Origin of the sequence: Desulfonauticus submarinus (assembly GCF_900104045.1) — a bacterium.
GTDB lineage: Bacteria > Desulfobacterota > Desulfovibrionia > Desulfovibrionales > Desulfonatronovibrionaceae > Desulfonauticus > Desulfonauticus submarinus.
Genome location: NZ_FNIN01000018.1, coordinates 24477 through 35259, shown reverse-complemented (window position 1 = coordinate 35259; position 10783 = coordinate 24477). Strand labels below are relative to the sequence as shown.

The 10783-nt window shown below is 33.6% G+C and carries 14 protein-coding genes; 6 read left to right on the top strand and 8 right to left on the bottom strand.

Annotated elements, in window-relative coordinates; genetic code table 11:
* Positions 1 to 316: AAA family ATPase (locus BLP60_RS10270; RefSeq protein ID WP_200779131.1), on the top strand; the 316-nt coding region annotated here is incomplete at its 5' end.
* A 6-nt stretch (positions 317 to 322) separates the two neighbouring features.
* Here the strand turns inward: BLP60_RS10270 and thyX are convergent.
* From thyX to BLP60_RS10240, 6 genes are read right to left on the bottom strand one after another with little or no spacing between them, the layout of a single operon-like run.
* Positions 323 to 1051 carry an FAD-dependent thymidylate synthase gene (thyX, locus tag BLP60_RS10265; protein WP_092066672.1) on the bottom strand — a complete coding sequence of 243 codons (729 nt, stop codon included), beginning with the start codon at positions 1049 to 1051 and terminating at the stop codon, positions 323 to 325.
* 56 nt (positions 1052 to 1107) lie between these two features.
* Positions 1108 to 2091, bottom strand: a complete 984-nt coding sequence (ruvB, locus tag BLP60_RS10260; protein WP_092066670.1) for a Holliday junction branch migration DNA helicase RuvB — start codon at positions 2089 to 2091, stop codon at positions 1108 to 1110.
* A 24-nt stretch (positions 2092 to 2115) separates the two neighbouring features.
* Entirely contained in the window at positions 2116 to 2721 is a 606-nt protein-coding gene (gene ruvA / locus BLP60_RS10255) for a Holliday junction branch migration protein RuvA (RefSeq protein WP_092066668.1), read from the bottom strand.
* Positions 2718 to 3209, bottom strand: coding sequence for a crossover junction endodeoxyribonuclease RuvC (ruvC, locus tag BLP60_RS10250; protein WP_092066666.1), 492 nt, complete (start codon positions 3207 to 3209; stop codon positions 2718 to 2720). Before ruvC ends, ruvA begins: the two co-directional genes overlap by 4 nt.
* 2 nt (positions 3210 to 3211) lie before the next feature.
* Positions 3212 to 3958 carry a YebC/PmpR family DNA-binding transcriptional regulator gene (locus BLP60_RS10245; RefSeq protein WP_092066664.1) on the bottom strand — a complete coding sequence of 249 codons (747 nt, stop codon included), beginning with the start codon at positions 3956 to 3958 and terminating at the stop codon, positions 3212 to 3214.
* Between the two features lie 50 nt (positions 3959 to 4008).
* The gene (locus BLP60_RS10240) at positions 4009 to 4596 is read right to left on the bottom strand and encodes an RlmE family RNA methyltransferase (protein ID WP_092066662.1); all 588 of its coding nucleotides are present in this window, start codon (positions 4594 to 4596) and stop codon (positions 4009 to 4011) included.
* Positions 4597 to 4672: 76 nt separating this feature from the next.
* On the opposite strand from BLP60_RS10240, the gene BLP60_RS10235 reads away from it, so the two are divergent.
* Complete coding sequence (locus BLP60_RS10235; protein ID WP_092066660.1) at positions 4673 to 6133, top strand: glycosyltransferase family protein; 1461 nt, start codon at positions 4673 to 4675, stop codon at positions 6131 to 6133.
* Between the two features lie 6 nt (positions 6134 to 6139).
* On the opposite strand, the gene BLP60_RS10230 is transcribed toward BLP60_RS10235, so the two are convergent.
* Positions 6140 to 6580, bottom strand: coding sequence for a hypothetical protein (locus BLP60_RS10230; protein ID WP_092066658.1), 441 nt, complete (start codon positions 6578 to 6580; stop codon positions 6140 to 6142).
* On the bottom strand, positions 6567 to 7520 hold the full coding sequence (locus tag BLP60_RS10225) for a 4Fe-4S dicluster domain-containing protein (protein WP_234970991.1): 954 nt from the start codon (positions 7518 to 7520) through the stop codon (positions 6567 to 6569). The genes BLP60_RS10230 and BLP60_RS10225 overlap by 14 nt, the downstream gene beginning before the upstream one ends.
* A gap of 201 nt (positions 7521 to 7721) precedes the next feature.
* On the opposite strand from BLP60_RS10225, the gene ybgF reads away from it, so the two are divergent.
* The 4 genes from ybgF to BLP60_RS10205 are packed head-to-tail and all read left to right on the top strand — an operon-like array spanning position 7722 to position 10781.
* The gene (ybgF, locus tag BLP60_RS10220) at positions 7722 to 8477 is read left to right on the top strand and encodes a tol-pal system protein YbgF (RefSeq protein ID WP_092066656.1); all 756 of its coding nucleotides are present in this window, start codon (positions 7722 to 7724) and stop codon (positions 8475 to 8477) included.
* Entirely contained in the window at positions 8474 to 9580 is a 1107-nt protein-coding gene (gene dprA / locus BLP60_RS10215; protein ID WP_092066653.1) for a DNA-processing protein DprA, read from the top strand. The genes ybgF and dprA overlap by 4 nt, the downstream gene beginning before the upstream one ends.
* A gap of 17 nt (positions 9581 to 9597) precedes the next feature.
* Positions 9598 to 9942 carry a hypothetical protein gene (locus tag BLP60_RS10210; protein ID WP_092066651.1) on the top strand — a complete coding sequence of 115 codons (345 nt, stop codon included), beginning with the start codon at positions 9598 to 9600 and terminating at the stop codon, positions 9940 to 9942.
* Positions 9942 to 10781, top strand: a complete 840-nt coding sequence (locus BLP60_RS10205; protein WP_092066648.1) for an HDOD domain-containing protein — start codon at positions 9942 to 9944, stop codon at positions 10779 to 10781. The genes BLP60_RS10210 and BLP60_RS10205 overlap by 1 nt, the downstream gene beginning before the upstream one ends.
* Positions 10782 to 10783: the final 2 nt, after the last annotated feature.

Genomic DNA, 10783 nt, shown 5'->3' with positions numbered 1-10783 from the left:
AACCATGCAAAAACTTCCCATTGGTGAAAGCGATTTCAAAAATCTACGCCAAAATAATTGTTATTTTATAGATAAAACTGAATTTATCTCAGAGATTATTAGGGAAAATAACAATGTTATTCTTATTCCTAGACCAAGAAGATTTGGAAAAACCTTAAACCTTTCCATGCTAAGATATTTCTTTGATAAAAATGAAAATGCTAGGGATTTATTTAAGGGTTTAAAAATAGAAACTTTGCCAGAATTTAAAGAACATCAAGGTAAATACCCTGTTATCTTTATTACCTTTAAAGATGTGAAGGAAAAGGGTTTTTAATATTTCTTAGCCTAGTTTACAAGGATATTTCCCACAGCTAAACTTTTCTCCTTCTGGACAATATCCTAATCTCTCACATTTAGGTCCTGCTAAATTAAAAACAACTGGCAACTTTTCTCTTACCAACTTTAACATCTTCCAAGCCATATTTCTAATTTCCCACTGAGCTCTATTACAACACCTCAGTTCAAAAAAATTAAGCAAGCTCCTACAATTCATCGTAAACACTATCTTACTCTCACACGCATTAGGAAGTACATATCTAGCATCTTCATTAGCCTTTTTCCCTCTGCCTGAATCCTCTAAAATAGCCTGCAACTTTGCATAAGTCTCTGCCGCCTGAGTCATAAATTCTTCAAAAATTGCTTTTGCCTCTTCATTTTTAGCAATTGCAGGGGGAAGAATATAACAAAAATCTTTTGCATCTACATAGCGTTGACTTTGTTGGGAATAAGAAGCGATTCTATGTCGTACTAGCTGGTGGGTAAGGGCTCTAGAGACCCCTTCTACCGCAAAGGTAAAACTTACATGCTCAATAGGGCTCTGATGCCCTGAGGCCAAAATATTCTCTATAAACTGTTTTTGTTGTTCCAAAGGAACTTCGCCTTTTACCCATTTTTTAAAATCCTTGCCCACAAATCCCTTAGCATAACATTGTCTAAAAGCAGCATAAATTAAAGTCATTGCATCGGGAGTCATGGCTAAAAGTTCTACTTTTAAAGCAGTAACAGGCATTTAAAAACTCCTTTTAATTAAAGCTCTATTCACAAGAGTAAATATAACACCCTAGATTAACCTTCATCTACAGGCAAATCTTTGTTAAAAGATAGTTGCAAATGTTTATATGCTAAAGGGGTGGCAATCCTTCCTCTTGGTGTTCTTTTTATAAACCCTGACTGAATTAAAAAAGGTTCATATATTTCTTCTATTGTTCTAACTTCCTCAGAGATCGCAGCAGCAATAGTCTTTACCCCTACAGGTCCGCCGCCATATTTTAAAATTATACACTCTAAAATTTTTCTATCCATAATATCAAGACCTTTAGCATCTACATCCATTAAATCTAAAGAGTCCTTTGCTAATTGAAATGAAACCTTTCTCAAACCTTTTACATGGGCAAAATCTCTTACTCTCCTAAGTAATCTATTGGCTATTCTAGGTGTTCCTCGTGAACGGCGACCTATCTCTAAAGCAGCCTCTTTTTCTATTTCAATTCCAATAATTTTTGCAGCCCTTAAAACAATTTGAGCTAGTTCTTCAGGTTTATAAAAATTAAGCCTGCAAATCACCCCAAATCTATCCCTTAACGGAGAAGTTAAAAGGCCAAGCCTTGTAGTAGCTCCAACCAAAGTAAAGGGTTCTAAGTCTATCTTTACAGTTCTAGCTCCAGGACCTTGTCCTATTATTAAGTCTAACTTAAAATCTTCCATACTAGGATAAAGCACTTCTTCTACTGCTGGATGTAGCCGATGGATCTCATCAATAAATAAAATATCATTTTGCTTTAAACTTGTAAGAATAGCTGCTAAATCACCACTTCTTTCCAATACAGGACCAGAAGTGGAAACGATATTTACCCCCAACTCCTTAGCCATAATATAAGCCAAGGTAGTTTTTCCCAGTCCAGGATTTCCATAAAGTAACGTATGATCTAAATGTTGGCCTCTTTCTCTAGCTGCTTGGATATAAACTTTTAAGTTATTACAAACATCTTCTTGACCAATAAACTCATCTAAAGATTGAGGACGAATATTATCTTCTATGCCAGATTTCATAAAACTAATAATTACCTATAATTTTTAGGTTTTTAAATTTGCTTTTTTCTTTAACACTTCCCGAATCAACAAAGATACATCTAGACTTTCATCTTGCGCTAATACTTCTTTAATTAGAGGTAACACTTCTTCTTCCGTATAACCAAGTCCTTTCAAAGCTTCTAAAGTATCTGTTAAAATAGACCCTTTATCTCCCGATTCAATAGGAGCAAACCTATCTTCTACATTAGAAATTTTCAATTTATCTTTGAGATCTAAAAATATTTTTTTAGCTGTCTTAGCTCCAATACCAGGCACAGAAGCCAACCTAGACACATCTTCTCTAAAAACAATCTGAGCTAAATCTTCAGGTGTAAATTTATTTAAGATGGCTAAACCTAACTTAGGCCCTATTTTAGGAATAGAAAGTAAAGTAGCAAAGGTAGACCGTTCTTGCCAAGATAAAAAACCATACAAATCTAAAACATCCTCTCGCACTACTGTGTAGGTAAATAACTCTACATCTTGACCTTGCTCTAATTGGCTTAAAATCCTTGTAGGTAAAAACACCTCATATCCAACTCCTTGAACAGCTAAAATAACACTATCTGGAGAGATAAAAAGGAGCTTTCCCTTTAAATATGCTATCACTTGCTTTGAACCATTTTATTAAAACGTCTAGTATTAAGGTGAGCAATAGCAACAGCCAAAGCATCACTCACATCTAGAGGCCAATTATCCTTTACTTTGAGAATTTGTTTTACCATAAAACTTACCTGTTCTTTACTAGCCCTACCAACACCAACTACACTCTGTTTAACTTTAGTCGGTTCATAGGAAAATACTGGAATATTTTTCCACGCACACGCTGCAACTGCTGCTCCTCTTACTTGGCCCAATTTTAAAGCTGACCTAGCATTGGTAGCAAAAAAAACATCCTCTATAGCTACTTCTTTGGGTTGAAATGTATCTATTAATTCTACCAATTCTTTAAAAATAAAACCTAATTTTTCTCCCAAATCATTACCTTTAGGGGGATAGATGGCCTTGGCTAAAATCAACCTCAAACCAGCCTCTTGTTCCTCAATTAAGCCTATCCCCATACATCTAGAGCCAGGGTCTAAACCCAAAATTAACATACTTATCCTAACTCATTTAAAAGTTCATCAGGCAATTCAAAATTAGCATATACGTTTTGCACATCATCATGATCATCTAATGCATCATAAAGCTTTAAAAGTTTTTGTCCTGTTTCTACGTCTACTTCTACAGTATTTTGAGGGATCATAGTAAGTTGTGCTTCTATATATTTTACTTCTTGTTCATCAAAATAAGCTTTTACCTTTGAAAAATCCTTAGGATCACACTTAACTTGCCATACATCTCCATCATCTTCTATATCTTCAATACCTGCTTCTAATCCAATTTCTAAAAGTTCCTCTTCGCTATATTTATCCTTAGCAAAAGAAAACACTCCCTTCTTCTCAAACATCCAGGCAACGCATCCAGATTCTCCCATTGAGCCGCCATTTTTAGAAAGTATATGCCTAAGTTCAGCCACAGTTCTATTCCTGTTATCAGTAGCAGCTTCTATTAAAATCGCCACTCCACCGGGCCCATATCCTTCATAAATAACTTCTTCAATATTATCTCCTCCCAATTCACCCGTACCTTTTTTAATTGCTGTCTCTATTTTATCTTTAGGTAAATTAACACTCCTAGCAGCCTCTATCGCAGCTCTCAAACGGGGATTGGTCTCTGGATTTCCTCCACCAGCCTTAGCTGCTAAAACAATTTCCTTAGTAACTTTAGTAAAAATTTTACTCTTTTTAGCATCCTGCCTGCTTTTTCGATGCTGAATATTATGCCATTTACTATGTCCTGCCATGTATTTGCCTCCTAAAAATATTAATTTCAACTTTTTAAATAATTACTTTCTCATATCTTTTTCAATCCAATAATAAAAATTTCTTTACTCTCTGAACGAGAACTTTTGGGCTTAAATTGTTTTACTTGTTTAAAAATCTCTCTAGTCTGTTTTAAAAACTCTGGAACATCTGGACCTACAAATATTTTTACTACAAAATTACCACCTTGCTTTAACCATTTTTTAGCTACAAAAAGTGCCTCTACTGCAAGATCATAAGACCGCGCTTGATCGGCAAATTTTATGCCTGTAGTTTTAGGAGCCATATCACTTAAAACGAGATCAAATTCACCCAACTCATCAAACTGTTGTTTTAAACTATCAGAAGGAGAAAAGACATCATCTTGGAAAAAATAAACCCCTTTAGGCAAAGTAATTTTAAGAGGATTTAAATCAACACCTACCACAAACCCACTGGGACCCACCTTTTTGCTACAAAACAATGTCCACGAACCAGGAGATGCCCCTAAATCCAATACCTTAAAACCTCTTTTTAATAATTTAAAACGAGCATCAATTTCTTTTAACTTGTAAACCGAACGAGCAGGATAATTTTCTTGCTTCGCTTTTTTAAAGTAATAATCTCTGTATTGCTTCACTTTTTAAATAAATTCCTATAAAAACTTAAAATGTTTATAAAAAATACACCCACAGTCATTAATTCATAAAAATAGCATGCGTCAAATTGAGAATTTAAGGATAAAAACAGAGACAGGTCAAGAAAAGACTCTCGGCCACGGTAAAATATTTTTTAAAAAAATTAAGCCAGGACAATTCCCTCTTTTTTTAGGTATAGGACCAAACCAAACAATTTTACCTCACTTAGTCCCAAAAGCTTCAAAATTTTTTGTTTTAGAAACTCCTCAAATTCTAAATAAATTAGATCCTTTCACCCAAAACATTATCTTATTACCCCCCAATAAATTAAATAATGATTTAATAAATTTGGCTGAAATCTGGTTATACCATCCTTCGTTAGAATACTTCCCTTCTTTTTGGCAACCTATCTTGGGTCAAATTTATAAACCAAGCACTTCTCTTGTACAAAAAAAAATTTGGCTTCTAGCTCACAAAAACAATCTCTTAACTCAAGAAATTGATTTAGCCGCTCAAAAATTAGGCTTTCATCTTCAACTAAAAACTATAACCTCTCCTCAAAACCTCAAACAAGATCTTTCTATTGAAAGACCTTGTTTAGTTATTTCTTTAAACGGCAGAGGATTAGACAAGCTAGGAGTAGTACAGGCCATTTTTCAAGCCGCAAATATTCCTTTAGCCCTTTGGATAGTAGATAATCCTTGGTATATTTTAACCAAATTTAAAGGCAACTTTATCTCTCAACTACCTATATTCATTACAGATAATTTTTTTACTCCTTTCCTAAAACAAGCAGGCTTTAGTAAAGTTTTTTACTTACCCCTAGCTACAGAACCATGCTTCTTTCAACAGACAAAAAAACAAAAAAAATGGGAAAGTGAAATAGCCTTTATTGGCAGAGTTCATTTTCCAAATAAAAATAAATACTTCGCAGGCCAAACTTTAGAAACAAAAATTTTATTCCAAGGGAAAAAACAAATAGACTCTGGAAAACGTTCAGATTGTGCTTGGATAACAAAATATATACCACTTACTCCTGCAAAAACACGCAATATTGGCGCCCATTTAGAAGAACTAAATCTGTATTATAGAATACAAATTCTTCAATTTATTTCTAAACATTTTCAATTACAAATCATAGGAGATATGACTTGGGAAAAATTTTTTTCAAATATTTCTATTTCTGGACCTGTGGATTATTATTCTCAATTAAAAAATATCTATACAACTGCACATTATATTCTAAATTTAACTAGCTTTCATTTACCAAATAGCCTTAATCAACGTCACTTTGACGTTTGGATAAGTAATGGCTTTTTATTAACTGATTTTTCAACTGGATTAAATATCTTCCCCAATGATATAATAAAGCTTATTTCATTTCAGAATAAAAAAGAAATACTTAATAAGATCTCAACTCTAGAAAAAGAGAAATACTTAAAACAAGATATTCAAACTCATATGAAAAAAATTATTCTACAGAAACATACATATACCCATCGTTTAGAGTATATTTTAGACATATTAAATATTAAATAAATTAAATCAAATAAAATAACTTTTTCTCATTAATTTTCTCAATAAGAAAGCAAGTCCTAATAAGAAAACAAATCCTAAATGACTCCAGTCAATAATCACAACAGTAGTGGGCGAAAAATAAATATGAGGAAAATTCTTCAACACTCTAATAATACCTGTTGCAACTACTCCTATCCACATTAATATACTTACCCATCCCCAGAAAGAAACTTTCTTTATCTTACCTAAAGCAAGTACCTTCCCTGTCTGAAAAGATAAAATTAACAACAAAATCATAGATAACACATAATGAAAACGATGATTAAAATAAAAATCAGCTGTCCAGCCAAACCCAGGGATATCTGCAAGATAATAGCGTTTAAAAATAGGCATTTGCCCAAACCCAGTAAAAGCTAGCATGATTACCAAAAAATAAAAAAACCTTTTAAAATTTTTACTCCAATTCATGATCCTTCCTCTGTTTTACTTTATTTAACACAGTTAAAATTCCTGCAGCAAAGCCAGCTACTGGCGCAGTAAGTACAGCAAAACCCAAATTTTCTTCTTTAGCCATAGAATAAGATACTTGACTTAAATGAGGGCGCCCAGGTCCCTTTTCAATAAATTTATTGAGAATTTCAAAGGGAACAGGAGACACATATATAGTATTTGTCCCTCCGTTTTCTTTTTCACCATAAATATAACCTTTCATCTTTTTTGCCAATTTATGGGCTTTGGCAATAATTTCTGATCGTGGGCCAATGGTTTGAACCCCTTCAGGACAAGCCTCTATACAAGCTGGCAATTTCCCTTGCGCAATTCTATCATAACAACGATCACATTTATACATTACCCCATTACCAGCATAAGAAGGCAAAAGCTTTAAATATAAACCAACACCTGTCTGGCGCTCTGGAATATGCCATGGACACACTTTTTTACACTTAGCACCTCCCAAACAGATATCGGAATTAATTCTTACAATACCATTTTTCTGCTTTGAACAAGCTCCCCAGGGACACAAATTGGCACACGGAGGGTTTACACAATGCAAACAACGCCTAGGGATATTAATCTCAAACTCTTCACCTTTCCACACACCACTAGCAGTTTGAATAAAAAGCCAATTATAGGGAGTCAGTCTGTCATCTACATCTTGTTTATCAGACCAATCTGAGACCTTTACTCTTTTGGGATACATTTTAGGAAATGGTTTCTTAGGCCTGGGGAATTTATGGGCATTTGTTTCCTTACATGCGTCTACACATGCCCCACAGCCAACACACTTACTTAAATCTAAAAGAGTTGCTATCTCTTCTCCCTGCTCATAAGCCTGTATTGTACCAGGTAACATTAAACTGCTACCTGCCACTAACATGCTCTGAATAAACTTTCTTCGTGAAACCATTTTCTTTGCCTCCATAGTTAACATTATCAACTAATAATGCCTTTATCTTATAGGTCAAGAGGAGAATTTCATTTTCAGGTTAATATCTTAGTTAGCTATTTTGAAATTTGGAATTTGTTTCTAATTTCTATTCTTGAAAGAAAATTATTTTTAGAGTAGAATAAAAAATATTTAGATTTAATAATAAAAAAGGAATAAATTATGTTTGAGTATAAAAACACGAAAGCGAGCGTATTATTTATAAGTGTATTGTTAAGCATAGGATGTTCTTTGCACCAACCAAAGCAACAAAATTCAAAATCTTTAGAGTGGCGTATGGAAAGTCTAGAAGAAAATTCTTTAAACTTTAAACACCAGCTTTTAAAGCAAAAAAAAGCAATAGATAAAAACTCTAATCAAATTCTTCAACTTCAGCAAAAAGTTGGTAACCTAGAAAGTAAAACAGTTTTACTTGAACAAAAAATATCTAAGTTAGAAAGCAATGCGCAAAATTCTACTTTAACCACCAATAGCAATATTCATGATATTTCTTCAAATAAGACAAATAATATTTCTGTAAGCGAGCAAGAATCAAACCTAACGCAGTCAGATAACTTTTTATATCAAAAAGGCCTTTCTTTAATTTTAGCTAATAAATTAAAAAAAGGACGTACTGTGTTAAACAATATTTTAAAATTTTATCCTAAAAGTAAATTAGTTCCTAATGCCCTTTATTGGATAGGAGAAAGTTATTATGGTGAGGGCAAATATGCCAAATCTATTCTAACCTTTAAACGAATTGTTAATTCTTATCCTACACATTACAAAGCATCTCATGCTTTATTAAAAATTGCCTATGCTTATGCTGAGTTAGGGGACAAAGAGAATGCTAAATTTTATCTAAAAATTCTTCTTCAGGACTACCCCAAAAGTGACGTTGTAGCCAAGGCTAAGAAAAAACTTAAAATGCTTCAATGAACAGCCTGGATACAGAACAAGAGCTTTTTGCCTTTTTATGTTTAACCTCAATAAAAGGCATTGGGCCAGCTTCTATAAAAAAAATCATCTCTATTACCCATCTAGCGAGTCAAGCGTGGAAAAATATTGATAAGGTTTTAAAGAATCTAACTTCTAAAACCATAGAATTATCGCAAAGTCATAAAGCTAAAATTCAAAATTTAGCTGAACAAAAAATACAACTTATCAAGAAATCTAACGTCAAGTATATACTTTTAACTGATGACATCTATCCAGAACTATTAAAAGAAATCTCTACTCCCCCATCTATTTTATTTTATCAAGGAGACATTAACTTATTGTCTTATCCTAAAATAGCCTTAGTTGGGTCACGAAAGGCCAGTACCTATGGCCTCAAAATGGCCCAGGAAATAGCTTCTAATTTAAGTGCCAATGGAATATGCGTAGTATCTGGTTTGGCCTTAGGTATTGATGCTGCTGCTCATAAGGCAGCTCTTTTACATAAAGGAAAAACAATAGCAGTACTTGGATGTGGAGTGAATATAAATTACCCCTATCAAAACTCTAAGTTACAAAAAGACATAGCAAATAATGGTCTAATCTTATCTGAATATCTACCCAATACTACTCCAGAACCACAAAATTTCCCCTCTCGCAATAGAATAATTAGTGGTCTTTGTTCTGGGGTTGTAGTAGTGGAAGCACCTAAAAAAAGTGGTGCGCTTATTACTGCTAAATATGCTTTAGAATATGGCAGAGAGATATTTGCTGTTCCTGGAACTACTAAAATGTACAGTTTTGAAGGTTGCAACCGTCTTATCCAAGAAGGAGCTTACTTGGTACAACAAACAGAAGATATTTTAGAAACACTTTCCTTACAAATCAACTTCCCTCAAAACAAAAAAGAAAATCATACCATAGAGCATCTTTCTGAAAATGAAAAAAATATTTACCACCTCTTGCAAAACCAAGATAAGCTCCATATAGAAGAAATTAGCCAATCCTTAAATTTATCTATAGCTGAAATTAGTGGCTTACTAATTCAAATGGAGATAAAGGGCATCATTCAAAGACTTGCAGGAATGTATTTTTGTCTAAAATAAAGTAGGAGTTATGAAAAATGCAAAAAATTCCTATAAATCTTGCTCAAGCAGGTATGGTTTTAGAAAAGCCTGTCACTTTAGAAACAGGTCAAGTTCTTTTAGCAGCTGGAGCAACTTTAAATGAAAACATAATTAGGATTATTGAATCCAAAGGGATAAAATATATTACAGTCAAAGGCACTCCCCTTGATTTAGATGGAATAGCTTCAAGTCCATCTTATACTAAACGCATTGAACGCCTGGATTATTTATTTAGATATTACAAAGATGACCAATTTATGCAAAAAATAAAAAAACTCATTCAAAATTATTTTAAACAAAAAGCAGCATTAGAGCAACAAGCCTCAAAAGGGGAAGAGTAATGGAAGATTTACGCTTGGAATCTAAAAAGAAAGTCTTGGCAGTTAAAGACCTACCAACCCTGCCCCAAGTTTTAGAAGAAGTTAGCAAATTAGTAGAAGATCCAACTGTCTCTACTGAAAAAATTGCCAATGTTATTTCCAAGGACCAAGTTCTATCAGCTAAGGTGTTAAAAATGGTAAATTCTCCAATATATGGTTTCCCCCGCCGCATCTCAACAATCCAACATGCCTTAGTTCTACTTGGCTTTAATGTAATTAAAGGTCTTATTATCAGCACATCTGTCTTTGATATTATGAATAAATCTATGGTAGGACTTTGGGAACATAGTCTGGGATGTGCCTTAGCTGCTTCTACAATTGCCAAAACAGTTGGTCTAAAAGACCCTGAAGAATATGCTGTAGGAGGATTATTACACGATTTAGGCAAAGTCATTGCCCTTGTTCAACTTCCTGAATTAAAAAAAGAAGTAGAAGAATTAGTAAAAAAAGAAGATATTCCTTATTATGTGGCAGAAAAAAAAGTTATGGGCTTTGGACACGATAGAATAAATGCCTGGTTGGCAGACTACTGGAACTTGCCCTTAAGACTTAAAGAAGGTTTAGCTTGGCATCATCAAATTAAAAGCGCCCAATATTATCCTGAAATGGCAGCGGTAGTACACTTAGCTGACTTTATTACTAGAGTTTTTGAAGTTGGTTTTGCAGGAGACGACCATGCAAGTAAACTATATCCAGAAGCATGCAAAATCTTAAAACTCTCTTCAAAAACCTTTGAAGCAATTTTAGATGAATTGGCAGATGAATTTTTAGAACTCTCTGGATTTAACCCCGAAGAATAAAA

What these genes read in the sequence shown, in the direction of transcription:
- thyX (WP_092066672.1), bottom strand. Translation starts at nt 1,051, where the DNA reads ATGCCTGTTACTGCTTTAAAAGTAGAACTTTTAGCCATGACTCCCGAT.
- ruvB (WP_092066670.1), bottom strand. Translation starts at nt 2,091, where the DNA reads ATGAAATCTGGCATAGAAGATAATATTCGTCCTCAATCTTTAGATGAG.
- ruvC (WP_092066666.1), bottom strand. Translation starts at nt 3,209, where the DNA reads ATGTTAATTTTGGGTTTAGACCCTGGCTCTAGATGTATGGGGATAGGC.
- BLP60_RS10245 (WP_092066664.1), bottom strand. Translation starts at nt 3,958, where the DNA reads ATGGCAGGACATAGTAAATGGCATAATATTCAGCATCGAAAAAGCAGG.
- BLP60_RS10235 (WP_092066660.1), top strand. Translation starts at nt 4,673, where the DNA reads ATGCGTCAAATTGAGAATTTAAGGATAAAAACAGAGACAGGTCAAGAA.
- BLP60_RS10230 (WP_092066658.1), bottom strand. Translation starts at nt 6,580, where the DNA reads ATGAATTGGAGTAAAAATTTTAAAAGGTTTTTTTATTTTTTGGTAATC.
- BLP60_RS10225 (WP_234970991.1), bottom strand. Translation starts at nt 7,520, where the DNA reads ATGGTTTCACGAAGAAAGTTTATTCAGAGCATGTTAGTGGCAGGTAGC.
- ybgF (WP_092066656.1), top strand. Translation starts at nt 7,722, where the DNA reads ATGTTTGAGTATAAAAACACGAAAGCGAGCGTATTATTTATAAGTGTA.
- dprA (WP_092066653.1), top strand. Translation starts at nt 8,474, where the DNA reads ATGAACAGCCTGGATACAGAACAAGAGCTTTTTGCCTTTTTATGTTTA.
- BLP60_RS10210 (WP_092066651.1), top strand. Translation starts at nt 9,598, where the DNA reads ATGCAAAAAATTCCTATAAATCTTGCTCAAGCAGGTATGGTTTTAGAA.
- BLP60_RS10205 (WP_092066648.1), top strand. Translation starts at nt 9,942, where the DNA reads ATGGAAGATTTACGCTTGGAATCTAAAAAGAAAGTCTTGGCAGTTAAA.